Origin of the sequence: Marinomonas spartinae (assembly GCF_900089775.1) — a bacterium.
Lineage (GTDB): Bacteria > Pseudomonadota > Gammaproteobacteria > Pseudomonadales > Marinomonadaceae > Marinomonas > Marinomonas spartinae.
Genome location: NZ_FLOB01000014.1, coordinates 1 through 25,834, shown reverse-complemented (window position 1 = coordinate 25,834; position 25,834 = coordinate 1). Strand labels below are relative to the sequence as shown.

Annotated in this window: 26 protein-coding genes; 10 read left to right on the top strand and 16 right to left on the bottom strand. The window is 43.1% G+C overall.

Features of this window, described 5'->3' with window-relative positions; genetic code table 11:
• Window positions 1-78: 78 nt before the first annotated feature.
• Window positions 79-396 carry a hypothetical protein gene (locus tag MSP8886_RS18850; RefSeq protein WP_067019569.1) on the top strand — a complete coding sequence of 106 codons (318 nt, stop codon included), beginning with the start codon at window positions 79-81 and terminating at the stop codon, window positions 394-396.
• A 190-nt stretch (window positions 397-586) separates the two neighbouring features.
• Here MSP8886_RS18850 and MSP8886_RS18845 read toward each other — a convergent pair whose 3' ends face one another.
• From MSP8886_RS18845 to MSP8886_RS18830, 4 genes are all read right to left on the bottom strand, one after another.
• Window positions 587-1,528: a nucleoside hydrolase gene (locus MSP8886_RS18845; protein ID WP_067019565.1), complete on the bottom strand. Its 942-nt coding sequence runs from the start codon at window positions 1,526-1,528 to the stop codon at window positions 587-589.
• A 55-nt stretch (window positions 1,529-1,583) separates the two neighbouring features.
• Window positions 1,584-2,477: a ribokinase gene (locus tag MSP8886_RS18840; RefSeq protein WP_067019561.1), complete on the bottom strand. Its 894-nt coding sequence runs from the start codon at window positions 2,475-2,477 to the stop codon at window positions 1,584-1,586.
• A 175-nt stretch (window positions 2,478-2,652) separates the two neighbouring features.
• Entirely contained in the window at window positions 2,653-3,885 is a 1,233-nt protein-coding gene (locus MSP8886_RS18835; RefSeq protein ID WP_067019558.1) for an argininosuccinate synthase, read from the bottom strand.
• A 179-nt stretch (window positions 3,886-4,064) separates the two neighbouring features.
• Entirely contained in the window at window positions 4,065-4,949 is an 885-nt protein-coding gene (locus MSP8886_RS18830) for a flagellar protein MotY (RefSeq protein WP_067019555.1), read from the bottom strand.
• Between the two features lie 93 nt (window positions 4,950-5,042).
• On the opposite strand from MSP8886_RS18830, the gene rnt reads away from it, so the two are divergent.
• The 5 genes from rnt to MSP8886_RS18805 all read left to right on the top strand — a co-directional run bounded on the left by rnt (window position 5,043) and on the right by MSP8886_RS18805 (window position 12,352).
• Window positions 5,043-5,711 (top strand): ribonuclease T, encoded by a 669-nt coding sequence (gene rnt / locus MSP8886_RS18825; protein ID WP_067019551.1) that lies wholly within the window; start codon window positions 5,043-5,045, stop codon window positions 5,709-5,711.
• A 187-nt stretch (window positions 5,712-5,898) separates the two neighbouring features.
• Window positions 5,899-6,288: a YbaN family protein gene (locus MSP8886_RS18820; protein ID WP_067019548.1), complete on the top strand. Its 390-nt coding sequence runs from the start codon at window positions 5,899-5,901 to the stop codon at window positions 6,286-6,288.
• A gap of 18 nt (window positions 6,289-6,306) precedes the next feature.
• Window positions 6,307-9,318: a DUF748 domain-containing protein gene (locus MSP8886_RS18815; protein ID WP_067019547.1), complete on the top strand. Its 3,012-nt coding sequence runs from the start codon at window positions 6,307-6,309 to the stop codon at window positions 9,316-9,318.
• A gap of 364 nt (window positions 9,319-9,682) precedes the next feature.
• Window positions 9,683-9,955, top strand: a complete 273-nt coding sequence (locus tag MSP8886_RS18810; protein WP_067019544.1) for an HP1242/YdcH family protein — start codon at window positions 9,683-9,685, stop codon at window positions 9,953-9,955.
• Window positions 9,956-10,252: 297 nt separating this feature from the next.
• The gene (locus MSP8886_RS18805) at window positions 10,253-12,352 is read left to right on the top strand and encodes a TonB-dependent siderophore receptor (RefSeq protein ID WP_067019541.1); all 2,100 of its coding nucleotides are present in this window, start codon (window positions 10,253-10,255) and stop codon (window positions 12,350-12,352) included.
• Between the two features lie 98 nt (window positions 12,353-12,450).
• Here MSP8886_RS18805 and MSP8886_RS18800 read toward each other — a convergent pair whose 3' ends face one another.
• The 5 genes from MSP8886_RS18800 to MSP8886_RS18780 all read right to left on the bottom strand — a co-directional run bounded on the left by MSP8886_RS18800 (window position 12,451) and on the right by MSP8886_RS18780 (window position 16,999).
• Complete coding sequence (locus MSP8886_RS18800) at window positions 12,451-13,221, bottom strand: ABC transporter ATP-binding protein (protein ID WP_067019537.1); 771 nt, start codon at window positions 13,219-13,221, stop codon at window positions 12,451-12,453.
• The gene (locus MSP8886_RS18795; protein WP_067019534.1) at window positions 13,221-14,291 is read right to left on the bottom strand and encodes a FecCD family ABC transporter permease; all 1,071 of its coding nucleotides are present in this window, start codon (window positions 14,289-14,291) and stop codon (window positions 13,221-13,223) included. The genes MSP8886_RS18800 and MSP8886_RS18795 overlap by 1 nt, the downstream gene beginning before the upstream one ends.
• 9 nt (window positions 14,292-14,300) lie before the next feature.
• Entirely contained in the window at window positions 14,301-15,449 is a 1,149-nt protein-coding gene (locus MSP8886_RS18790; protein WP_067019531.1) for an ABC transporter substrate-binding protein, read from the bottom strand.
• A 202-nt stretch (window positions 15,450-15,651) separates the two neighbouring features.
• Complete coding sequence (locus tag MSP8886_RS18785) at window positions 15,652-16,131, bottom strand: GNAT family N-acetyltransferase (RefSeq protein ID WP_067019529.1); 480 nt, start codon at window positions 16,129-16,131, stop codon at window positions 15,652-15,654.
• Complete coding sequence (locus MSP8886_RS18780) at window positions 16,121-16,999, bottom strand: LysR substrate-binding domain-containing protein (RefSeq protein ID WP_067019526.1); 879 nt, start codon at window positions 16,997-16,999, stop codon at window positions 16,121-16,123. The genes MSP8886_RS18785 and MSP8886_RS18780 overlap by 11 nt, the downstream gene beginning before the upstream one ends.
• A 102-nt stretch (window positions 17,000-17,101) precedes the next feature.
• Here MSP8886_RS18780 and MSP8886_RS18775 point away from each other — a divergent pair, with 102 nt between their 5' ends.
• Window positions 17,102-17,731: a LysE family translocator gene (locus MSP8886_RS18775; protein WP_245659147.1), complete on the top strand. Its 630-nt coding sequence runs from the start codon at window positions 17,102-17,104 to the stop codon at window positions 17,729-17,731.
• A gap of 129 nt (window positions 17,732-17,860) precedes the next feature.
• A complete protein-coding gene (locus tag MSP8886_RS18770; RefSeq protein WP_067019523.1) occupies window positions 17,861-18,394 on the top strand; it encodes a glutathione peroxidase in 534 nt (177 codons plus the stop codon).
• A gap of 106 nt (window positions 18,395-18,500) precedes the next feature.
• Here MSP8886_RS18770 and MSP8886_RS18765 read toward each other — a convergent pair whose 3' ends face one another.
• The 7 genes from MSP8886_RS18765 to MSP8886_RS18735 all read right to left on the bottom strand — a co-directional run bounded on the left by MSP8886_RS18765 (window position 18,501) and on the right by MSP8886_RS18735 (window position 24,476).
• Window positions 18,501-19,580, bottom strand: coding sequence for a FecCD family ABC transporter permease (locus MSP8886_RS18765; protein ID WP_067019520.1), 1,080 nt, complete (start codon window positions 19,578-19,580; stop codon window positions 18,501-18,503).
• A 146-nt stretch (window positions 19,581-19,726) separates the two neighbouring features.
• The gene (locus tag MSP8886_RS18760; RefSeq protein ID WP_067019517.1) at window positions 19,727-20,707 is read right to left on the bottom strand and encodes an ABC transporter substrate-binding protein; all 981 of its coding nucleotides are present in this window, start codon (window positions 20,705-20,707) and stop codon (window positions 19,727-19,729) included.
• A 16-nt stretch (window positions 20,708-20,723) separates the two neighbouring features.
• Window positions 20,724-21,554, bottom strand: a complete 831-nt coding sequence (locus tag MSP8886_RS18755) for an ABC transporter ATP-binding protein (protein WP_083201038.1) — start codon at window positions 21,552-21,554, stop codon at window positions 20,724-20,726.
• A 246-nt stretch (window positions 21,555-21,800) separates the two neighbouring features.
• Window positions 21,801-22,409 carry a GNAT family N-acetyltransferase gene (locus MSP8886_RS18750; protein WP_083201037.1) on the bottom strand — a complete coding sequence of 203 codons (609 nt, stop codon included), beginning with the start codon at window positions 22,407-22,409 and terminating at the stop codon, window positions 21,801-21,803.
• A 130-nt stretch (window positions 22,410-22,539) separates the two neighbouring features.
• Window positions 22,540-23,295, bottom strand: a complete 756-nt coding sequence (locus MSP8886_RS18745; protein WP_067019515.1) for an NUDIX hydrolase — start codon at window positions 23,293-23,295, stop codon at window positions 22,540-22,542.
• 259 nt (window positions 23,296-23,554) lie between these two features.
• Window positions 23,555-23,956, bottom strand: coding sequence for a GFA family protein (locus MSP8886_RS18740; protein ID WP_067019513.1), 402 nt, complete (start codon window positions 23,954-23,956; stop codon window positions 23,555-23,557).
• A gap of 55 nt (window positions 23,957-24,011) precedes the next feature.
• On the bottom strand, window positions 24,012-24,476 hold the full coding sequence (locus MSP8886_RS18735) for an MmcQ/YjbR family DNA-binding protein (protein ID WP_083201036.1): 465 nt from the start codon (window positions 24,474-24,476) through the stop codon (window positions 24,012-24,014).
• Between the two features lie 202 nt (window positions 24,477-24,678).
• On the opposite strand from MSP8886_RS18735, the gene MSP8886_RS18730 reads away from it, so the two are divergent.
• Together MSP8886_RS18730 and MSP8886_RS18725 are read left to right on the top strand one after the other, a co-directional pair.
• Window positions 24,679-24,999: a hypothetical protein gene (locus MSP8886_RS18730; RefSeq protein WP_067019510.1), complete on the top strand. Its 321-nt coding sequence runs from the start codon at window positions 24,679-24,681 to the stop codon at window positions 24,997-24,999.
• A gap of 70 nt (window positions 25,000-25,069) precedes the next feature.
• Complete coding sequence (locus tag MSP8886_RS18725; RefSeq protein WP_067019508.1) at window positions 25,070-25,486, top strand: T6SS phospholipase effector Tle1-like catalytic domain-containing protein; 417 nt, start codon at window positions 25,070-25,072, stop codon at window positions 25,484-25,486.
• The last annotated feature ends 348 nt before the right edge of the window (window positions 25,487-25,834 follow it).

The following is a 25,834-nucleotide window of genomic DNA, read 5'->3' as shown; positions in this document are numbered from 1 at the left end:
TTGAATACTGGTTGTATCAAGCGTTTTCCCTATAATACTTGTCAGCGTAAACTTTCGTAAAAGTACAAGAGAAATAAGATGAAAGCACCATACATAAGATGTTTTTGGTCTGGAAGACTCTATTTAACCAATGGCATGGTGATGTCTGTTCACTGCACTCACATCTCTTCTCAGCAAATAGAGGTGGAAGCTCCCTATGGTTCACAAGGTTCAAAACTGGTTAAGCTGGAACTGAACGCCATACATGAGGGCAAAACCGCTCTCATAAAAGCGCTCTGCAAGCCTTTAGTCGATGTGCTAAATGAGCACAATAAACACTATATACGGCTGAGTTTTCACAAAATATCGTCCAAAGACCTAACGTATATAAAAACCTTTATCGAAGACAACTCATAGTCTAATCACTATCTGCACAGCATCTAAACCACAATACCAATGCGACGTGAAGCGTTCGCATCTTACCCTAATACTTTTTCTTTTAGTGCTTCTTTGCTACGACGATTATAAAAACAACCATAGACTAGACGGACTAGGCATGGAGAACCAACATCATGCCTAGAACTTTCAGATAACGCGACTTGACGACTTAGGACAAGGTTGTTTCAAACAGTTTCAACAACTTCTCACTGTCTACTTCCATACAAACTTGCGTCATTGGCACATCATTCCAATGGGGTTCAGGAAAATCCATGCCTTGTGGAGCAAAAATCGTCTGACCAATGCCAATTCCTTCACAAGCAACACGCACCGCTCCCAGTTCCACACCGAAGATACTTGGATCCATGGCATAAGCGATTGTAGAGGCATCGTGGAAATAACAACCATGCACTCCAAAACGGCTACTATAGAAATTGATATAATGTTGCGCGCAGTCGTACAAGAAACCACCCTCTTCAGGATTGGCGGCCTTTATACGTCCAAGAACATTATTGTCTAGCAACACTTGATGAGTCACATCCAACCCTATCATGGTCACTTGCCAAGGCGCAGTAAACACAACATCTGCCGCATGGGGGTCATTCATAATATTGGCTTCTGCAACAGGCGAAACGTTACCATATTCAATGGCAGTTCCCCCCATCAAAATAACTTCGTCCACCAACTCCGCAACCTCTGGGTCTAACTTAAGAGCGGCGGCCAAATTACCCAATGGTCCCAGTGCAATAATGGTTACCTCACCTGGGTACTGACGAACCGTATCGATAATAAACTGAGCGGCACTTTCTTTAACCGCTTTCCCCTTAGGAGCTGGCCAATTGATGTTACCAAAACCATCTTTACCATGGACAAAATCTGGGTGCGGGCGCGGTTCAATCACGGATGGCAGCGCAACACCTTGAGCAACAGGAACCTCCACTTTCGCAATTTCCGTTAGGGTAATGGCATTTTGCGTTGCTAGCTCAACAGGCACATTACCGAATGTAGTGGTAAGCCCCAACACGTCCAACTCTTTCGCTTGGAATGCAAAAAAGATCGCCATAGCATCATCAATGCCAGGATCTGTATCAATAATAATTTTACGAGCCATATTCGACTTCCTCTTTTTATATACATTTAGTCAGTCAATACATCGACATGACAAATTAAGCTTGTTCGGCTAAAAACTCATTAACTTCTGAAATGCTTGGAATGGCACTTGAAGCCCCCATTCTAGTGACACAGATAGCAGACGCCGCACAAGCTCGCGTCAGCACTTCTTTCATATCCAACTGATCCATTAGCGCTGATAGACAAAAACCAATAAAGGTATCTCCCGCAGCGGTGGTATCCACTGCTTTCACAGAAAACGCTTCAACAAATAGATTTTGATCTTGATTAAAATAGCGTACTCCAGCTTTTCCTAGTGTCATCAGCACAGCCAGTTCGGGGTAAGCTTTCGGCAAACCATCAATCGCGGCATCCACATCGTTAACGCCAATTAAGTCCATTGCTTCTACTTCATTAACAATCAGAAGGTCAACAAAAGGCAACACTTCCTTCGCCAATTGAGCGTCCATTGGCGCAGGGTTAAAGGCAACTTTCAGCCCTTTTGCTCGTGCTTGACGCATAATATATTGGATTAGGTTTGTCTCATTTTGTAGCAACACCCAATCCTCAGATGAAGCCTGAGCTAAGACTTGATCAACCTGTTCTTCCGTCAATGCATGGTTCGCGCCTTGAAATAGAATAATGGCATTTTCCGCCTCTTTATTCAGTTGAATAATCGCGTGCCCTGTTGGCACATCCAACTTAGCAATCAAGTCCGTATTCACACCAAGGTCAGACAATTGCGCCAAAATTTGCGCATCATTTTTATGTACCGCACCAACGTGTTTGACGTCTGCACCCGCTTTCGCCAAGGCAACAGACTGGTTCGCCCCTTTACCACCAAGCAAACATTGATAACTGTCCGATGCCATGGTTTCACCCGGTCGTACAAAGTGATCAAGTTGATAAAGGTGGTCGAGGTTAATCGAACCAAAATTATAAATTGCCATGTAATCTTTCCTTCTGGATGAATAGCGTTCAATGGTCTAGGAGTGACCGTTCAATCATTATACGCAAGCTTGAAAAATATTTGACCATCTGTACAAAAATAAAAAACGCCCTATTCAACCTGAATAGAGCGTTTATGGACATAGCCGACGAGTAAAATCCAGACGTTACTGCGGATTACTTATCAGAGTCTAAAAAGCCACGTCCTTTTTGAGCTGCGATTCGCATGCGCAATGCATTAAGTTTAATAAAACCAGCCGCATCTTTTTGGTCGTAAGCACCGGCATCGTCTTCAAAAGTCGCAATGGAACTATCAAACAAACTGTTGGGCGATTGACGACCAACAACACTCACATTTCCTTTATACAATTTCAAACGCACGGTACCAGAAACGTATTTCTGAGATGTGTCGATCATTGCTTGCAGCATGCGGCGCTCTTCAGACCACCAGAAACCATTGTAGATCACTTTTGCGTATCGCGGCATTAGCTCGTCTTTAAGATGCATGGCTTCACGATCCAGTGTGATAGACTCCATCGCACGGTGGGCACGCAACATAATGGTGCCTCCCGGGGTTTCATAACAACCACGCGCTTTCATACCAACAAAACGGTTTTCTACGATATCGATACGGCCAATACCGTTTTCACCACCGATTTTGTTCAAAGTTTCCAAAATAGTGGCTGGCGACATTTTTTCACCATTGATAGCAACGGGATCACCATGTTCGTATTCAATTTCAATATAAGTTGGCGTTTCCGGTGCTTGCTCAGGAGACACCGACCAACGCCACATATCTTCTTCCGACTCTAGCCACGGATCTTCTAACTGATCGCCTTCGTAAGAGATATGCAACAAGTTAGCATCCATAGAGTAAGGCGATTTTTTCTTCTTGGTTGAAAAATCGACTGGGATCTGGTGCTCTTCACAGTAGTTCATTAAGGTTTCGCGAGACGTTAGGTTCCACTCACGCCAAGGTGCAATCACTTTTACACCAGGCTTAAGAGCGTAAGCACCAAGTTCGAAACGCACTTGGTCATTACCTTTACCCGTCGCACCGTGAGCAATGGCATCGGCTCCGGTTTCATTAGCAATCTCAATCAAACGCTTAGCAATCAGAGGACGAGCAATAGAGGTACCTAAGAGATACTCACCTTCATAAATCGTGTTCGCACGGAACATAGGGAAAACAAAGTCTCGAACGAATTCCTCACGCAAATCTTCAATGAAGATTTCCTTAACACCCAACGCTTGAGCTTTCGCGCGAGCAGGCTCTACCTCCTCACCTTGACCTAAGTCAGCGGTAAAGGTCACTACTTCACACTGATACTCTTCTTGAAGCCACTTCACAATTACCGAAGTGTCCAGGCCGCCCGAATAGGCCAGCACTACCTTCTTCACGTCAGACATTCTTTCTGTTCTCCTCAACGATGTCACGCAACCACAGTCAAATAGCGGTGCAAAAATTAAAAAAAGGGGTCATCTAGTGTAAGATTTCGCTACTTCCTTAGCAAGTAAAAAGCCCAACACGCCATTGAAATTAATGGAATCGTTGGACTCTTATCAAGACTAGACAGTTTAACGAATTATTACTTGCCAATTTTTTCTAAACGAATAGTCACACGACGGTTACGTTCACGGCCAGCGGCCGTACGATTACTGACCGCTGGATAGCGGTCACCGTGATAACGAGAAATGATTTTATCTACTGGCACACCTTGCTTTAACAAATACGCAGTCACTTTTTCGGCGCGCTCTTTAGATAACTCTCGGTTATCTCGTCGTGAACCAACATTATCTGAGTGGCCATCAATGTAAATATATTCAACTGTCGGATCGTGCTTCACATATAAAGCCACCAACTTCAAACGCTGCTTAATACTATCTGTTAACTGTACTTTTCCAGATGGAAACAAGGCCGCCGTACGAGCGATTTGATCGTAATTAACCGGTAATAGAGACGACAAACATTGACGAAACTGATTATAAGCAGGTTCAAAATTAATATTAGACAAACTCACTTCCACCACCTCACGACGATCTTCCCATGCCGTACCAGCGACCATAGGCTGTCGACCTCGATCCAGGCTGGTTAACATTCGTTCTGCCACTTTGCCCCCGACTTCAACGGTCAACCCATAACCGGGGTAAGGTAAAATATCGAGCGTTTCGGGTTTGATGCCAGGTGACCATTCCGGTGCCTGAGAAATGATATAAACTTGTCCAGGTCCTAATTTTTCATTATTGGGCTTAAGCACAAACTTCATAGGCTCGCCCGCTTCTTTTATAAAATGTCCAACGCCATAATGTGGCACGGGATGACTCAAGCTACATGAAAAAATATCACCCGATAACAGCCATTTCGAATCCGTGATGCCAGACTGATATAGTATGGACGCCTGTGAACAGGCCACAAACATACTGCTTGCGAACAGAAAACAAGTGCGTGTTATAAATCGTTGGGTAATTCCCATTTAGAGATCTCGTTCAAGCATTATCAATTGTGTTATGATCCGATCTATCCACCCCATCATTATTAAGAAAGTGGCAGAATTAAGGAACTTCTTTTGTCAAACCATGAAATTAAAGATCGATTCCGTGGCTTCCTACCGATTGTTATCGACGTTGAAACCGCAGGCTTTAATCAAAAAACCGATGCATTATTAGAAATTGCTGCCTGCATCCTTCGTATGGATGAAAATGGTGAGCTATATACTCATGAAACTTTGTCATTCTTAGTCAAACCTTTCGAAGGGGCGAATCTAGAAAAAGCAGCGCTGGATTTCACCGGCATTGACCCATATGATCCTAACAGAGCGCATATTGAAGAAAGTGATGCGCTAACGCAAATTTTCTCCAAAGTACGTAAGGAATTAAAATCAGCAGGCTGTAAACGTGCCATTCTTGTTGGCCACAACGCCGCCTTCGACCATGGTTTTCTAAATGCAGCCATTGAACGGGCACAAATTAAACGTAATCCATTCCATCCTTTTTCCAGCTTTGATACTGCCAGCTTAGCAGGCTTAATGTTAGGGCAGACAGTACTAGCCAAGGCCTGTGAAGTCGCCTCTATCCCCTTTAGCAATGCTGAAGCGCACTCTGCAAAATACGACACAGAAAAAACCGCTGAGCTATTTTGTGAAATGGTCAATCGGTTAAAGCGTTTAGGGGGGTGGCCACTGAAAGCATCAGAAGATAACAGTTCAATGGAAGACATTTTTAATACAGGAAAATAGCAATACCAAAAAATAGTCATGCAGAGAGTAATATCACCCAAAAAGTCGGCTTAACGAGAGTGGTCAGCGGTTATTAGGCAAGGTTATCCGTTCATCTCTTTATTTCGCAGGACTTTTTGGGCTGGCTATCTTCACCAGCAAGGTTAAAATAACATATTCATTACCACTCAATGTCACGGATCAGTCTATGCAGGGGAAACGAATTGGTTTACTTATTTTGGGTTGGCTGTCATTGATTACAGGCATTATTGGTATATTTTTACCTTTGCTCCCCACGACCCCTTTAGTCCTCCTCGCGGCATGGTGTTTTTCTAAATCATCCGAGCGCTTCCATCATTGGCTGATGAACCATAAACACTTCGGCCCGATGATTCATGATTGGCAATCCGGTAAAGGCATCCCAAGAAAAGCACGTAACCGAGCCATTATTCTTATGTGGATAGGGATGGGGATTTCTATGATTCTTATTGGTCGACTTTGGGCGGCCATTTCTCTTATTTGTATTGGACTTGCGGTATGCACTTATCTATTACGACTGCCAGTAAGACCAGAAAAACCAGATGACACATCGATTTAACTCCTCAAGGTAGAGAATATGGCATTCCGCAACATTACAAGAAAACCATTACGCAATCTATTCATTATTCCCAGCCTGATTGTTATTGGGATAATTTTCATTGCTTGGTTAATGACACCGTTTGTGGCAAGACATTATTTACAAGAATACTTCCAGTCTCAAGGCGAAAGCGCTTCGTTACAACACCTTCGCGTCCACTTTTTTCCACCGAGAGTGACCATAAAAAACTTAACTGTCACCAAAGAAAAGCAGGATACCTTAACCCTTAAAGAGCTCGATTTGGGAATCAATCTTTCTCCATTACTTTCTGGCACTATCCGGGTTTCTCATGCCAAAATTGATGGACTGACACTGTCGGTTAAACAACAAAAGAACGACTGGATCATTGCTGGTATCAACCTTGATCAATACCAATCAAAGGCAGCAAAAGAGCAAACGAGCAATGCACCCAAAACAGAAAAAAACAGCACACCTTGGACCATCGAGGTTCCACAATTCTCTTTCGTTAATAGCCATATCACCTTAAGCCGACAAACAGATGCCAGTGCCCCAATACAGCAAGACACTGTATTAATCAATAAGCTATCAATTAACGATTTAGTTGGAAAAGGCATGGACTGGCAAGGCTCCGTCCAATTAAACACAAACATTAATACCGCAAAAATCGATCTTGCTAGTCAGTTTCATTACACACCAACAAAAGGCCAAGCAAGCCTGACGATTCAAGACACCCTACTACCCCTTCAAGCCTTCACCCACTTTATTCCGGCCCCTTATCAAACGGGTAAAGGGGATTTATCTCTGCAAGGTACACTGACTGCTAGCCTGAAAAAAAATAATGGCACAACATCGTACCAACTTAATGACTCTTCGCTCACCGCCAGCCTAAAAGCATTGGACTTACCCCTACCAGAACAAAGTCATGCTTCTCTGGCTGCCAGTACTTTAGCGCTATCAAACCTATCCGCCTCTTATGATTCACAAAACAATATCAGTACAAAAGGCAATCTAAACATTCAATTAAGTGGATTAACCACCAAACTAAAAGATAAGCAAAGCGCCACTGTTGCCAAACTATCCGTTAACACGCCTTTCAACGTAGCACAGCACGACCAAGCACTCACCGCCAATACACCAAAGGCCAACATCGATCTTCAGAAATTAACATTGTCGCTTTCTTCTCTTGCCTTGACCAATGAGCAAAGCACCTTGGCACTTAGTCAGTTGCAGTTGAGCAAATCCCCCACAGATTCGCTTCAGCTTTCAGTCAAAAGCCAGCTAGACAGTCACAATCTAAGCGCAGAACAAGCTGATATCAAAACCCACTACGATACACTCAGCCTGACGAATACCAGTTCGTTCTCACAAACACAGAATAGCGATATAAAAGTCAATAATAACGACATTAACCTGACATTATCAGGCCTCACAGCTCAACAAAAAAACAAGGCAGATGTCTCACTAGGACAAATGCATATTGCAGCTAACACCCTGAACGTAGACCTTGCAAATCACCAAAAGCCTCATCTAATAGGCACAGACATTAACTTGATCACCCAAGCCTTTGATGCGAAGTTGTCGGACACAAAACGGGCTGCATCGTGGTATCGCACCTCGCTTTCTCACGTTAACCTTAATCAACATGCTAATGATTTTGATGTCTCTCTTAATAAGTTGAACATTCAAAAACTCATCGTTTCCGAACCTCTTACGTCTAAAACAAGTCAGCCTGCCTCTCCAGCCCTTGCCACCATTGATGATGTGGCTATTGATCAAATTCATGCCAACCAAGACGGTGTTCGCATCAAACAGATCGATACCAAAGGAGTGAAAGGTAACTTACTACTGGACAGCAAAAAGCGTATCGAAAACCTAGTGTTTGTTGACACAAACGACCAAAAAGTCCCCTCAGAGAAAGCTAAGCCAATCAATGCTCCTAAACAGCAAGACATCGTCACAAAAAAGCAGGACTCAAACAAAGCTTCTACTGACAGTACATTTAAAGCGCCTTATTACGTAATCTTAGATGCCTACAATATGACAGGTAAGTCTAGCTTATACATTCAGGACAAAAGCATTGATCCCGCTCTAAATCGCACTCTAACCATTGAAAAATTTGCTATTCGTAACCTCAACACAAAAGATAAAAAACAAAAAGCAACCTTAGATTTCAAAGCCAGAAACGACAAATACTCAACTATTTCTGGCGATGTAGCAATTTTCCCTCTCGCCAACAAACTCACCATGTCGTCTCACTTGGTTGTAAGCCAAGCCGAATTACCACCTTACTCCCCCTATATTGCGAATGTTTTGGGATACCAAATTGATTCCGGTCAATTGAATCTAGATCTGAAACTCACCTCGAAAGAAGGCGTTATCAATGGCACAAGCCATATTGTGTTAAAGCAATTCGACCTTGGAGGAGCGTACCAAAGCAGTTCAGTGATCAAAACTGGGGTTATTCCTCTCAATATTGCAGTCGGTGTATTAAAGAACGGAGATGGTAATATTGATCTCAATATTCCCCTCTCTGGTAACATTGATAACCCTCAATTCGGATGGGGAGACTTCCTCGTTTTACCGATCAAGAAAGCTCTATTTAAAGCCTCTAGTAATTATTTACTGCAAACCTTTGTACCTTACGCGAATGTCATTTCGATAGCACAATTTGCGGGTGAACAATTACTAAAAATTCGCGTGGAGCCGTTAAAATTCAAGGCAAAACAAACCGACCTTTCGGCAGATCAGGATACCTTTCTAAAACAATTAACAGACCTTATGAAAGACAAAAAAGACAGTGAACTAAGGGCATGTGGTGTAGCAAGCTATCAGGATTTAGGTTTAGAGAAGCCACCTGTCACTATTAGTAATGCGGCACGCCAAGCAGCCAATGCGATAGCGACAAAAAGAGCTAACAGTCTAAAAGATTACCTAGTAAGCCAAAAAATTAGCTCTTCTCGTATTTTTATCTGCGCGCCAGAAGTCGATCTTAGCCGTGGCAGCACACCACGCATCGATTTAAACTTCTAATCCATTTTGTTTGTCCGCTCATTGTGAGCTGGAAGCTAAGCGGTCACAAGCCGCTTAGCTTGTTCATTTCCTCCCCCAATTTAGTCATTACGAATGCTTAGGGAAGCTCTTTTACAACACAGCTGGCGAATATATTTTATCTACGCTCAGCCAACACCTAGCCACATATTCGCTGTCAGCGATAAGTAAAAGGCTATCCAAAATACCTAAAAGCTATGTAATAAATGCGCACTGCCTTGTGATGCGGCATCCAATACGCCATAACTTTATCAATGCGTTATTTAAGAAACGTGACCAGCATCAAAACATCAAATTCATAGATAACCTAGTCTAATGATTAGAGATAGTGAAAAAGGAAAATAATATGCCGATTGAAAATCATAATTTAGCCCTTGAGTTACCAGAATTTAAAGACGACATTCATACTCTTAAAATGACGGATGACCACTTTAAAAAACTATCAGATGAATACCACTTCCTGACGAACGAAATCAAAAAAATGGAGCAGGAAATCCTACTCGTTTCAACGGAAGAAGAAGAGACCTTTAAAAAACGCCGCCTGCAGCTTAAAGACACACTGGTTGATTATTTAAAACAGTCTCAAACTACTAACCAGATAAACCAAGCACAAGCTTAAGGAAAGAACGACTAAGTTATCTTCTTTATCAACAAAGGTGTAACAGAGGGTCGAACAGCTCGACCCTCGTTCGAAGCTAATTGTTGCGCCTTTACCATTCTAATTTGATCCTTTCTCATCGCTCCGGAAATATTATCTACTAGCAATGTACTACGGGATTTGTCTCTTTACTTCAATCCATTTCATTCGATAGCAATCAGTCAACAAAGACTTTTGCTATATTAAACAACACATTATTGAAAACGATTATCATAATCACTATTATACTTCTTCCTTTTTTTGACCCTTGGTTTTGTTATGAAGCTCAACCCCTTTGTGATCGCAATGCAAGCCTGTAGTGTACTTGCCATTTCTACCAATACCCTTGCCGATACAACGACAAACATAAAATTAAATACAATGGATGTGAAAGGACGCGCCTTGTCCTACTATAAAGACGATGAAACAAGCTTCGCTACACGCACTCAAACTCCTATAGATAAAACGCCACAGTCCGTACAAGTGGTAACTCACACCATGATAGAAGATCAAGCGGCACGGCAAATTACCGATTTATATCGCTCAATATCAGGGTTATCACAAAACAATGTATCCACTGTTACCCTACGCGGCTTCAGCCAAGACGAGATTCTTTACGACGGCTTGAAAGGCGATCCCTATGGGGATTTTTCAATCCCTCAGCTATTCACAATTGATCAGGTTCAAGTCTTAAAAGGGCCATCTGGCGCCCTGTATGGCGCAGGAGAGCCTGGCGGTGTGATTAATTATGTCACCAAAAAACCAACCTATGATCCACATAACACAGTCCAAGCTAGCGTGGGTAACAAACACTTTCTAAGCGGCAGTGTAGAATCCTCTGGCCCACTTAACAAAGAGGCTTCAAAACGCTACCGGGTGGGAATTTATTCGGATGGACAACACTCATACCGCAATAATGTGAAAGAACAAAACCGCATTATCGATCTTGGTTATGCATGGGATATTAACGATAACGACACACTAACCACTCAATATACCAATATCCACCAGAACATAAACGGTGCTCGCTTGCGCGGGATTCCAACAGATAATGACGGCAACTTTCTAGCGCCACTTTCTTGGAATAACAATGAGAAAACCGACTATCAAGAGCTCAATGCACAAGTCTTTCAAACTAAGTTAGACCACACTATTAATTCATGGCTGGATAGTAATGTAGCTGTTCGCTACTTTGAAAACACTGAGACTCAAAAATATCACGAAATAAACAAACTACTTGATACAAATGGTGATGGTATTGCCGACACCAGCAAACGCCAATACCGCGACCAAGTCCGTAAACGCAAAGGCATCACGTTAGCGGGTAATTTAATCGCGGAGCTTGGCAAACATACCCTGCTAGTGGGGAGTGAGTTTTACCACGAAAAAAACCGTTTTACCTATTCAAGGGCAACAGGTACTGCCGATGGAGTGTCTAATTTAAGTCTAATCCACCCCGTTTATGGGAAAGACAATACCAACAATTACATCATGCACAAGCATACCAACGAAGACACCACATCCGACCAGCTTGGTCTCTATGTACAAGATCAATGGGCAATCACCAACAAGCTGGAGCTCACATCGGGTGTGCGTGTTGACCGGATCAAACAGGATTATCACAACCATTTAAAAGATTCTTCGGTCGGCTATTACGACACTGGCTACTCCACACGCATTGGCGCCACCTACGAAATTAATGATCATCTCAAGCCCTATACTGCGTTTTCAACAGGCTTTGTTCCACAGGATGCAGAGAACCAACAAACCAGTGTAGGTGGACCTTTCGATCCAGAAGAAAGTCGACAAATAGAAGTGGGAATGCGCAGCTATTGGTTGAATAATCGCCTGAATGTGAATCTGGCGACTTACCATATTATCCGTAGGAACATTCTCCAGGAAGACCCAAACGACACCGATAAAAAAGTTGCTTTTGGCCAAGTGAGAAGCCAAGGGGTGGAACTAGACATTATGGCGGATATCACCTCTCGCTGGGTCGCAAATATCAACTACGCCTATAACGACACCATTGTCGAAAAAGCGTTTAATGGGATCAAATATGCGAATGGAAAGCGCTTTGCCAACACGCCACACAACCAGTTAGGCGTTTGGACTCGCTACGACTTTCCACATATTCGATCCTCCATTGGATTGGGGGCCGATTACGTCAGTCAACAAATCAATCGCCAGGGACAAAAAGTCAAACCCTACACTGTATATGATGCTTCATGGCAGACCCATTGGGAAAAATGGAAGTTCCAGCTAAATATCAAAAACCTGTTTGATAAAAAATACGCAGTCAGTGGCTTTACCAAAACTATCGGTTCATTCGTTGGTGAACGCCGTCGCGTTTATCTAAGCGCCACTTACGATTTCTGATTTATCTTAACGAAATAATCAGAGCACAAAAAAGGGTGACATCTAATATATAGATAATCACCCTTTTTTATGAGATTGACCTATTGATAAAACAAACATCAAATGGCAGATAAAGGATGGATGCTCCTTGACCCATCAGAACCAACAAAAACCTCACAATGTACGCCGTAGCTGTTAGCAATTTGCTCAGCCGTTAGTACTTCATGAGTATCACCAAATGCTGAAACATTACCGGATTCAAGAATCATTGTTTGATCGGCAAAACGATGGGCTAAGTTCAAATCATGCAACACCATCAAGGTCGTAATATTCTGCTCTTGTGTATAATCACGAACCGTTTGCAACAGCTGCAACTGGTTAGCTAAGTCCAACGCCGATGTAGGCTCATCCAGCAACAGCAATTTTGGTTTACGAATCAGCGCTAAAGCTAAAGCAACCATTTGTCTTTGGCCGCCAGACATTTCATTCAGCATACGCTCGCTTAAATGTGCCAGCCCAAGCATGTTGAGCATGTCTTGCGCTAAAACAAGACTTTCAGGTGAGGCACGTAACTGCATATTTTGACTGTTCTGGGCCAATAGCAGCAGCTCAAATACACTCAAACGCACATTGCTACTAGAAAAGTCCTGAGCCACGTAACCAATAACCTGGCTGCGCTCCTTTTGCGTCATGCTATTGAGGCCCACTCCTCCTAACTGAATGTCTCCTTTGGCTTTTACTAATCCCGCCAGACCTTTTACCAACGTCGATTTTCCGGCTCCATTACGCCCTAATAAGGCTAAGGATTGTCCTGCAGCTAATTCAAAGCTCACCGGCTTTAAAATATCAACTCGACCAATCCGTACAGACAATTCATTAACATTAAGCATTATCGTCTCCCCATACTCCGACCGAATACCAACCAAACAAAAAACGGTACTCCCAGCAATGAGGTCACCATGCCAATTGGTAAAATAACACCAGGTATCAACATTTTACTGACGATGGAAGATAAGGTCATAATCAAAGCACCGACAATCATTGTCATCAATTGCGTAAAACGCTGATCTTCCCCTACCAGCATACGAGCCACATGAGGTGCCACCAGACCGATAAAGCCAACAACACCAATCGTCGCCGTAATGGCACTTGCCAACAACGCGGAAAAAGTCAATAACAGCATACGAAGGCGCGCTACTGAAATCCCTAACACTTGAGCTTGTTCGCCAAAACCACGTAACGCCGAAATTTGCCAAGATAATAAAAGCAAGATAGGAACAATCAGCACAATAATTACCGTATTGATGCCCACTTGTGTCCAAGTACTTTTCTGCAATGATCCCATCATCCAAAAGACTAGGGACTGAAGTTGATCTACATTCGCGACGTATTGTGCCAACCCCAGTAGCGCGGAAAAGATGAAATGCACAGCAATCCCGAGCATCACGATCATTTCCACTGATAGCCCCTTGCGAGCGGCAAACATTCCAATAAACAACACGGTCACTAGAGAAAAAATAAAAGCATTCGCTGTCAATAAATAATCAACAGGAAGAAAGCTCACTAAGGAGGTCTGGAAGACAATAACCAATGCAGCGCCAAAACCCGCCGCAGAAGAAATGCCTAAAGTAAAGGGCTCTGCCAATGGGTTATCCAGCACTGTTTGCATTAACGAACCCGCAATAGCTAAACCAATACCGGATAATACTGCCGTGATGGTTACAGGCATACGTAAATCCCACATCACCACATGTACCATGGGAGAGACTTGATCGGGATGAAACACACCGTCAAGGGCCACATGCCACGGCAATGTCCCCGAGCCGCATAATAAGTCTGTTATAACGGCAAGGACGGTTAAGATAAGGAAAACAACAATCAGCAGTAGTTTACGACGCACATCATTTTTGTAAACGTGTGCGCTAGGCGCTTGGCCTAGCGTTTGTGAAACACTATTCATAAGGAAGCATCATTCCTTGGCATGAGCAAATAATGTTAAGTTTTTATCACTCTTAATATCAGTAAAACGCGCCAAAATCGTCTGGTAGGTCTGCGTCGGATGGAGATTTTTAAATTCTTTTGGATAAAAATCTTTCGCTAACCCTTCAACCCCGACAATATTGTAGGGATGATTGTAAAATTGGTGATAGGCACCATAAATACGATGATCATGATAGGCTTTCATTTGTTTAAAACCAGGGCGAGCCAGCAGGTGTTTGAAAGAGTTTTGAACTTCTTTTTGAGTAACATCATAACCCAAAGGAAGCGCGATAGATTTGCTACGTCCCTTCCATTGGGAACCTGTCATAACATACACATCAGGCTTCATTTCTAGCACTTTTTCCATGGCTACCACACCGGATGGCGCGGTCAATACATCAGATCCCAAGTTGTTACCGCCGGCAGCTTCCACTAAATCTGCCCAGCCAAAATTATTATGTGTAAAGCAGCAATCGTCTGGCCCTTTAACACCTGCATGAGCTTCTATAAAGACATTAGGGCGTTTGCCTCCTTGCTTGGCAACAGCGGCTTTTACTCCGTCGTCTACGATTTTAAGTTGCTTCTGGTAAAAGTTGAAATATGCGTCGCCATTTTTTTCTTTATTCAACACTTTACCCAATAGTTTGACACTTGCTGGGGCATCCTTGATCGGGTTCTCTGCAGTATCAACGAACAAAACAGGGATATTTAACTTAGCCAGAGTTTTAATTACTCCACCTTGTTCTAAAGTCGGTTTAGAACGAAGTTCTGCGACTAACAAATCAGGCCGATGAGTTAGAACTTCCTCTAAATTAAGCTGCCCACCATCGCCAAAGTTCATATCCAAGATTTTGTTAGCGCTTGGCCACTGCGTTGTAAGGCGAGTCCAAAAGCCAGAATCATCTTTCTTTAGTATATTGTTCCAAGCAACCACCAGCTTAAATGGATTTTTTTTATCCAATACCGCTAGCATCAACACATCTCTACCGTCTTGTAACACAATACGTTTGGGTTCTGATTTAATCGTCACATGGCGCCCCGCCATATCGGTGACAGTCATCGGATACGTCACCGCATAAGCAGCCAACGAAAAAAAGCCTACTAAAATAAAAGCAAAGCGTGATGCCAAATAACGCATGAACAACCCCTGTTAACAAACATATTGAACGAAACACAAGTAAATAAGCTTACATCGTATTATTTAGTGGAAAGCAATATAAACAAAAAACATTCTCATTCAATGGCCGTTCTCAAATTATCTTCAGACAAAGGGAGTATTAGCTTTTTTCAAACAAAATATTGACAATTACTGTACATATAAAGTCCTTATTTTGTCATCGTCACTCTGATAGGACTCTGAGATAAAAATCTGTCGTATCATGTTTTGGGTTGGGAGAGTCGTAGTGCCAGCCAAACTTTGCATAATGAATCAACGTCCGTTGATTGGAGCGACTAACAGACAACAAACAATATTGGCACCCTTTCTCCATCAAGCGACCAGCAATAAAACGCTCTAATTCGCCAGCCAAGCCCATTCCACGGTATTCAGCAGCTAAATAGATCAGGTGAAGATAGCCCGTTTTTTTAAGGGTTGAAAAACAACGAAACTCAAGCTGACCAATGATTCTACCGCCATACCAAAGATGAAAATAAAACCAGTCAGGGTGATGGATTCGTTCTAGCAAGCGCTCTTTATAGCCTTCTATAAACGTCTCGAAGCCTTGATAAGTGGCAAAACTACAGAAATAAGCATCTTTACGAAACTCGTAACACGTCTCATAGTCTGTTTCCACATCGATAAAACGATATTCAATGTTCATTAGCGCCCTCTATTAAAGTCTTTAGCCAATCATAGAAAGCCTGCGCTTGTTGCGTTAGCTGTTGTGGGGCTAAGGCAAGATAGCAATGCCCTGATGGGACAAAGCCAAATGGCGCAACCAGGTGGCCTCTTCTTAAATCATCCATAACCAATGGGTAAGAACCAATCGCCGCCCCCAACCCATCTGCCGCTGCCTGCAAACAAAAATAAAAATGCTCATAAGTGTGATGAGGACTGCTTGAAAAATTCGCAAACATCGCCTTGTCTGATCCATTGAAGGCCAACCAATCCTGCCAAGCATCAGGGCGGGTTTTACTGTGTAAGTAAACAACTTGACTCATCGTCTCTTGTACACTCAACCAATAGGCAGGAGAAAAAACGGGGCCGACACATTCCTCAAGTAAAGGCAACTTGAGATTGGGTGCTGACATCACAAAATCTTCTCGGCGAATTGCCAGATCAATGCCCTGGGCGACAAAATCAACAGGCCCACCTGCCGTGGATAAACGCACCTCAATATCTGGATGCAATTCGTGAAACTGAGCAAGACGAGGCATCAACCAACGCATGGTCAAAGTTGGCTCACACGATACCGTCAGCACATTGTCTATTTTGGGCATTAAGGTTGCCGCTCCCTGTTCCAACGCTTGAAACGCTTGCTGGGTAAAGCCTTTTAACACCCGCCCTTGCTCGGTCAAACAAACATGACGCCCCTGTTTATAAAACAAAGCCTGACCTAAATAGGCTTCTAACACCTTAATCTGTTTGCTCACCGCCCCATGCGTGATACAAAGCTTGTTGGCCGCCTCAGTGTAACTCGACGAGGAGGCAGCAACATGAAAAATATGGAACGCTTTTAAGTGTCGCATTAGTGACTTTTTCTCACAGATTGAAGGAGGAAATATCGATTATAAAGAGTGACAGCATGACATACCATATCAAGCATCACAGCAATTCATTGGGAGAAAATCGTGTTTGAGGAAAACATCACTTGGTTGAGTTTAGGAATGTTAGGTGTAGCCATTGTCATTAGTCCTGGAGCAGACTTTGTATTAGTTTTTAAAAATAGCCTATCTCATGGGCGGCGTGCCGGTGTTTGGACTGCCATTGGCATCGGCCTCGCCATCAGTATTCATATTGCCTATTCACTGATGGGGATACATTACTTAATCTCACATAATGCATGGCTATATTCCATTATCCAATACGCTGGTGCCACCTACTTAATCTATCTTGGCGTAAAAGGGGTGCTCTTCTCCAAGACAAAGCCCTCTATAGTACAAGGCGATATTAAACCACCGTCCATCACCTCTCACTACTTTCTTCAAGGCTTTCTTTGTAATGCCCTCAACCCAAAAACCATGCTATTTTTCCTGAGCATTTTTAGCCAAGTCGTGGTCCCAGAAGGTGGCTCCAATCTAGCGGCTTATCTTTATGGTGCTTATATGATTCTATTACACGCTCTTTGGTTTATCTTAATCGCTTGTATTATCACCTCAACCCGTCTGCAAAACCGCCTTGAATCAATGAAAAAACGCCTTAATCAAGTCTGCGGTATCAGCCTACTCCTCTTTGGTTTCGCGCTCATTTTTCGTAATTAATCCGACCTAAATCATAAAATAGCCTTTATTTACGCATTCTTTTGTCATGAATACAGGTAGGCTTGGTATAGGATAAACGTGATGAAGACTTTCATCTTATAAAAATGTCAATGATTCGAGAGGAATAACATGAGTCACATATTAGATTTAACGGTTAAGAACATCCAAGGTGAAGATACGGACTTATCAGCTTACCGTGGAAAAACACTATTAATTGTTAACACTGCATCGAAATGCGGCTTAACACCACAATACGAAGGTCTAGAAGCCCTCTATAAAAAATACCAAGACCAAGGCTTTGAAATACTTGGCTTTCCTGCAAACGATTTCGCAGGACAAGAACCCGGTACAGACGAAGAAATTCAGCAGTTTTGCAGCCTCAATTACGATGTGTCTTTCCCAATGTTTAGCAAAGTTGTCGTCACGGGCGAAAATAAGCATCCACTATACAAAGGCTTAATCGAGGCGGCCCCTGAAACACCGAATCGTGACGCGATGGTGACTATGCTAGCAGGCCATAACATTGAGGCGACCAAAGCACCTGAAGTGGTCTGGAACTTTGAAAAATTCCTCATCACTAAAGAAGGCAAGGTGATACGCTTCTCTCCAGATGTCACACCAGACAACGAAGCCCTTGTGAAAGCTATCGAAGCCGATCTATAAACGTCACTTCCCCAATAGAAAAGCTCAAAAAAACGGATCCATATGATCCGTTTTTTTATGTCACTCACCCATTAATATTCCTTTCTCGTGCTCTTATTCAGTGACATTACAGCACCACGCCTCTGCGATGCCTCATCAAAAAAATAAAACCGAGACCGCCCACTAACCCCGTTAAAATACCAATAGGCATATCTTCAGGCGGCATGATAACCCGGGCAACAATGTCAGCGCTCACCAAAAATACCGCCCCCAGTAACGCTGACAAAGGCAGCACTTTTCGATAATCTCCGCCAACCAGTAAGCGCACAATGTGTGGAACCATCAAGCCAACAAAGCCAATGACTCCTGAGAAAGCCACCGCAGCACCAGTCAATAAGGCGCACACTACAATGACCAACAAACGAAAACGCTGCACGGGTACCCCCAAAGTACTGGCGGTTTCATCACCTAGCATCATGGCGTTTAAAAAGCGTGCTTTGTAAATTAAATAAGCCGAACAAAAGATCAGGGTCAAAAAAGGAAACCACAGTTGCCCCCATTGAGCTAAGCCCAAGCCACCTAACATCCAGAAAATCACCGTATGGGAAGCTCGGTGGTCTCCCATAAAAATGAACAAATTCCCAAACGCCGTCAAGACAAACGCAACAGCAACCCCTGCAAGTATCAAACGCCCTGCACTATCGGCTGCCGAAAAATTCGCCACTAATAAAACGAGCCCCATTGCCAATAAAGCGCCCAAAAAAGCAAACACTGGTACCGTCACAGATCCGAGAATCATCCCCGTATGCAATAAGGCAATGATGGCGCCTAACGCCGCCCCCGATGACACGCCAAGGAGATGAGGATCCGCTAAGGGATTGCGTGTTACCGATTGCAATGAGGCCCCCACCATCGCCAACGACGCCCCCACAATAGCAGCCAAAATGGTTCTGGGTAAACGTACCGCCCAAACAATATTCTCTCGTCCCATAGACCAATGCGGTGTCAACCAAGAAACCTCTCCCACTGCTAATGAGATTTTATGGATGATAATGCCCCATACGGTCGTTTGACTAATAGGCACAGACCCCACACCAACGGCCACCCCCATCATAAGTAAAAGCAGCAGGCATAATAGGAGTAATAAAACGGGTAAAGGCGTGGCAACTAACGCCGCCTTATCCATTTGTCTTTTTCTCGTTTTCATACAACTGGAACTCAAGTGTCGTTCTCGCTTATAAACTATTCGACTAAAATGATCGACAAAAAAGTACGTACTTTATTGTCGTACAGCGCTGCTTAGTGCCCAATATTCAAGCATTTACTATGTCTAAGGTAAGCAGAGAATCCAGCTTAAGACGCGTCGTTTCTAAAGGCTTTTGCCAGTTTTTTAATCGCTTCGATATTACGAGGCCCTGGGGTGGCTTCCACATATTGCAGCACCACGAAATGATTTTTTTTCACCGCTGTGATATCGCTAAAAGCCGGATTACTCTTTAAAAATTGGATTTTCTGCTGAGCGGTAACGTCCCCATAATTCACAATAACAATCACATCGGGATTTCTGGCAATCACAGGCTCCCAGCCAATCTGAGTCCAGCTTTTTTGCACATCATCAACAATGTTTTTACCGCCAGCTGCCTCGATTAAGGCTGTTGGCATGGCATAACGCCCTGCGGTAAAGGGTTGCTCCTCACCAGAGTCATAGACAAACACTTTCGGCGTTTTTTTCAAGGGCGTTAGTGTCGCCTGAAACGTCGCCAATTCTTTCTTATAACCATTCACTAATTTTTGAGCCCGAGCTTCGACATTAAAAATACGCCCAAGATTAAGAAGGTCCACATACATATCATTCATCGATACCTTAGGCTTGTGCATGATATGAATACAGCTTTCCGTTAGCTCATAAACCTTAATACCCAACGGCGCTAACGTCTCTGGCGTCACACCGCCACCCACACGCATACCATAGTTCCACCCGGCAAAATAAAAGTCCGCATTCGCTCCTAATAGCACTTCTTTCGTGGGGTATTTAGGGGATAGCTCGGGTAACTGCCGAATACCATTACGCAAACTTGGATCCAAAGTTTTCCACCCTGATACACCAGTAAAGCCAACCATATGATCTTGCAGCCCAAGGGCAAGCATCATCTCCGTCAAATTCACATCATTCGAAACAGCCGCTTTGGGGGCATGATCAAACGTCACCTGACGATTACAACTTTGTACCGTTACTGGATAGCCCGAAGCTTGAGCGCAGGTTGCTAGCAATGTAATTAACACAGTTCCTGAAATGAATACTGCAGTCCGAACACTTTTTGTTGAAAAGGTCATTTTTCTACCCCTAAACTCAATCGTTGATGTAAAAAGAAAAACGTGGCTTTTGAGTAATAGGATGCGTATCGATGACGGTATCCACATCAAAAACTTGTTTGATACGAGCGGGGGTAAACACTTCACTCGGTGATGCATAAGCCACCAATTTGCCAGAGTGCATTACCATCACCTTATCCGCATAGGCAGAGGCCAACGCGAGATCGTGTAAAGACACAATCACCGTACAAGGCAGTGTTGACAACAAAGCCAACACATCTAATTGATGGCGAATATCTAAATGATTGGTCGGTTCATCCAGAATCAAAATATCAGGCTGTTGGACTAGCGCCCTTGCAATCATTACACGTTGGCGTTCACCACCAGATAAAGAGCGAAAATCACGTTCCGCTAGATACCCCACATCCAACATAGATAATGCCCACTCAATAAGATCGGCATCCTCATCTGACCGTCCCCATTTGTTGGCATTGGGGGTGAGACCCACTTCAACCATTTCAAACACAGTTAAGCCAAAATTTGCGGGAGAATCTTGTAGAACAGTTGCTATACGCTTGGCACACTGTAATGGATTCAGCTGCCAAAGATTTTCTCCGTCCAGAAAAACCTCGCCACTCGTTGGCTTATTCACTCGGTACAAGCATCGCAACAAACTGGTTTTACCTGAGCCATTGGGACCAACAATCGCGACAAATTCACCAGCATTAATCATCACTGAAATTGGCTCCAGTACCTTATTATGAGCGGAAGGAGACCATGAAACTGCCCTCAACTCTAAACAAGCTGGTTGCCTACCACATACACGAGAAGCTATCGCCTTTGAACCAGACAGACCGCTTTCAATCATCCTCACATACCTTTTAATTCGCCACTCAATAAAATGTTATGATATAACAAAAAATCATCTGTAAGGTATTATTTAACAATAAAACCCTTGCTTTAAACTGCGAACAGAGAATGTCTGAGGGTGGGACTATACTGGCGTAATAATCAACGGACAAGCGCTTCTTAGGGGGAAATATTCATCTTCACATGCAGCAACTAGGTAAAGGATAATGGAGATGAAAGTTAGGGTTTTACCTATGGGTCATTTTTATGTTACTAAAAATGGCGGCTGATAAACGTATAAATGCATCAGTTCTTCACATGTCATTAAGCCAAGCTGCTGCATTTCACTGCTTTGATGGACAAAGCCCACCTTCTTCAAGACATTACCCGAGGCAGGATTTCGATCAAGATGGCGGGCCATTAAGCGTTTTAGGCCAAAATCACTACAAGCGCAGCAAAGCAAACGTTTAGCCGCTTCCGTTGCATAACCCTGTCGCCAAAAATCCACACCATACCAGTACCCCAACTCAGCCTGATCGTCATGAATATTCATTAATGAGATCGAACCAATCAATTGCTTGGTTTGTTTTAATTCAACGGCAAAACAAATAAAACGTCGTGCTTGCCACCCCTCTAAATGACTTTCTATCCAACGCGCCGATAAATCTTCAGGATATGGATGAGGAATAGTGGCCGTCATATCCGCTACCAAAGAAGTATTAAGCAAATAGGCCACCACATCCGCATCACTTAATAAAAAAGGGCGTAACACTAATCGATCTGAATACATAACAGGTTGTGAGACCTGTTGCACAGATCGGCGAGCAATCCTAGGAAAGCCTCGAGTAAAGAAATGACTAAACAAGCCCGCCATTGGTAACTCCCTTTTTTACAAGGAAACAAATTTAGCCGCATTTAGTAAGAGCTAAACCAGCTCAAACAAATAGCATGTCATTCTTAAACTGTAGACTGGAAAATAGCTTACGCAAATATTAGATAACGCTTTAGCCTTTAGCGAAAAACACTTCTTGCATGGTATGAGGGGCAAAAACATTTTTTGCCTCATAAGGTTGTAGCCCGGCACAGTCTTTTAACTCAGTCACCATCTGCCGATTGAATGGATGAACATTGGCATCATGCAAGTACTCATCCATTGGCATCCAACGCGCTTCAGCCACTTCGTCAGTATCCGTAATGACAATCTGCTCACTCAAGGGCGTTAAGCGGCAAACAATATACATATTGGATTTGCCAAACTGCACAGGATGACGAGTGCGAATACCCAACACGCCTTCAAATTGTGTCTCAATACCCGTTTCTTCAAGCACCTCACGGGTCACAGCCGTCTCAATTCTTTCCCCCTGCTCAAGATAACCACCAGGCAATTTAAACCCTCGATAGTTCGACCAAGTATCACGCATTACCAACAATTCGTTTTTCTTATTGATCACAATCGCCCCCGTTCCAATGGTATGTGTGGGAGCAAAAGGAGCGAAGCTCTGATCTGACAAACGACAGATTAAAGTGACCTCTTGAGCATGACAATTGTGGAACTCAAAGCCAAGTTTCAGCGCAACAGGAACCCATTCCCCCTGTTCACTGGACAAGGTTAGCCAGATTAAATTTTTCTCAGCGTCGCGGGCAACCATCAATAGATCTTGTAGACCTTTCTCAAAATCCAAAGCCGAATTGGATAAGGCAGAACTCTCTACGATGACACCACCAAATTGATCCAACTGGTGAGGAAGACTAACGGGCATAACAACCTCGCAGTGTGATATGGATAAATAACTATCATAACGCCATCTAGGTAATAAAATGAAACAGAATAGCGCTCTGGATAACCTTGAAATAGGGAAATATTAAGAGAAGGTTAGTGAGCCTAAAGAGAAAACAGGCTGGCGTACCAACGAAGGGGACACGCCAACAACTGCCTAAAATACTACCTATATATCGTGGAGGGAGCTTTTACAGTATAGATGCTAGCCCATGATTTTCCAGACAAAAATACCAGCATTATCAGTTCACAGGTCTCTCAGCATATTGGGGCTTGTCGTCGTTGATCTCATCCCATTCGGCTTTGGAATCCACAAAGATATGCATAAACGGTTTGGTGTTGATTGGCGTATCAAGTGTGCCAATACGTAAACGCAATACTTCTGGTTGACTAGGGCGGCGGCTATAAAGTGGTGACGCACACTGCTTACAGAATACACGAAAGACACCGGGAGTGGATTCAAACTCAGCGGTTAACTCTTCACCCTTAAGGAAACGAAAGCTCTCGCTGGCGATGGGCGTATTGGTGGCAAATGCCGATCCATTAGCCTTACGGCATTTTTGGCAATGACATTGGACAATTTCACCCAAATCTCCCTGAATTTCATATTGAATTCCATTACAAAGACAACTTCCTTTCAACATAACGACTGCTCCTCTTTAGTGACGCGGTTTCTCTCAGATCGAATTACATCTGACATCATGCCTGATAAATCACATCAGATCCATAACGAACCTCTAAGCCCTCACGCACCGATTTTTTCATGCCTTTCACCACCAAAGCATAGGAGTGATCAATCTGTCGTTTAACTTCACCGATTGGTAGATTGCCACCCAAAACAATAGAATTCCAATGCCGTTTGTTCATATGATACGCTGGGATGACTTCCTCAAAAATATCCCGTAACTCCCTCGCATCAAGCGGATCGCATTTGAGGTTCAGTAAAGGTTGCCCCTGCCTTGAGATCAACAAAGCAAACATTTTATTCTGCACTTTAAAAACCGCTGTTTTCTCATCAAAAGGATACGTCTCTTGTGCCTCTGGTTTGGACAACAAATACTCTTTTATAGCATCGAAATTCACAACGCCCTCCACAACTCGCTCCAGCACACAGTCATCTGCTAAAAGCCTGAGTGAAGAAACAACCAGACGCAAGCCTTTCATCAGACATTTTACAACTACCACATAGCAGACAAAACAATCAGCTAACTGTTACCATAGCCAATAGTGATTAACTAACAACTTTTATCCCTTCATTTCAACTTATAAATACGCAGTAGCTGGTATCGTAGAATTTGTAGTACAATAAAAGACAAAATAGTTAGACTAATTAAAATAATTCAGAACAATCCAAGGAGTGGAATGGATGTGTTTATTTGTTATCGATGGGACATGGTCGAGAGATTTCAATAGTGTTAATAAGGGGAATGATGCGTTAAAGAAACCAGTTGGAAATGTCCCTATTATTCGTGTTAATCCAAGTTTTATAGAAGAAAAGATAGGAAAACCTACATTTAGTCAGATCCCTCCAGTCCGTTCAAATGCCCGTAAATTTTACGAAGAGAGCAATTACCCTAAAAATAAAAAATTTTACTATGGAGGAGTTCGATTCGGTGTGACAGGTGCCGATATGCAGCAATTATACTCTGCTGTACTAGCAGATATTGAAAGAACTCTGGTATCGTGAATGTAGTGAAATATCTATAGTAGGATGGTCCAGAGGGGCTGCTGTTGCAACTGAGGTAGCTCAAGCATTAATGAAGAAAGAGTTCGCTCGAATCATAAGACGTGAAGCCTACTTGACTCGACGCGTCATACGCTATCGATCAGTCGTGGCGGGAGAGTCTCCTATACCGAATAACATTAAATTTCTTGGATTATTTGACTCAGTTGCAATGGTTTTACCTTTATTTAACCCTGCAGATGGAGCGTGGGGGGAGTCAGTCCCTCAACAAGTTGACTATTTCGTGCACTTGGTTGCAGGTGATCGAGCAGGGCCTGCGCTAGGAATAAATTTTGTTCCTCGCAATCCCAATGTTACAGCACATGAGTCACATATCATTCGTTTCCCGAACTCAAATCATGCAGACATAGGTGGAATTGCTTCCACTAATAAAGCTCAGATTGCCTATCAAACAATGCGAACTCACGCCACAAAAGCCGGGGTCAAGTAAATGCTCAAGAAGTTTTTTTTGTATTGCCTTGCTATAACATTTTTTTTCTACATGCTATTTATTGAATATTTATCCAGATCACTAGGTGCTCCTAAACATGGCTACTCCATATATGACTTCGTAGAAGCGGGAGTTTTGGCTTTGTTGACATCCACTGTTATTGTATTAATAGTTCTATTAATAAGGCGATTTACAAAATAAGATATTTATCTTCCCAAAAACGGCGTTTTTCAAGGTAGTTGTCGCCTAAAATAATTAGGCAGCGTCTTTGTGTTGCTCTGGATTTAATTCCACATCACCTATTGGCTGCCAGTTTCTTTCTGCTTTTGACCAACGCTCAGGGCGTTC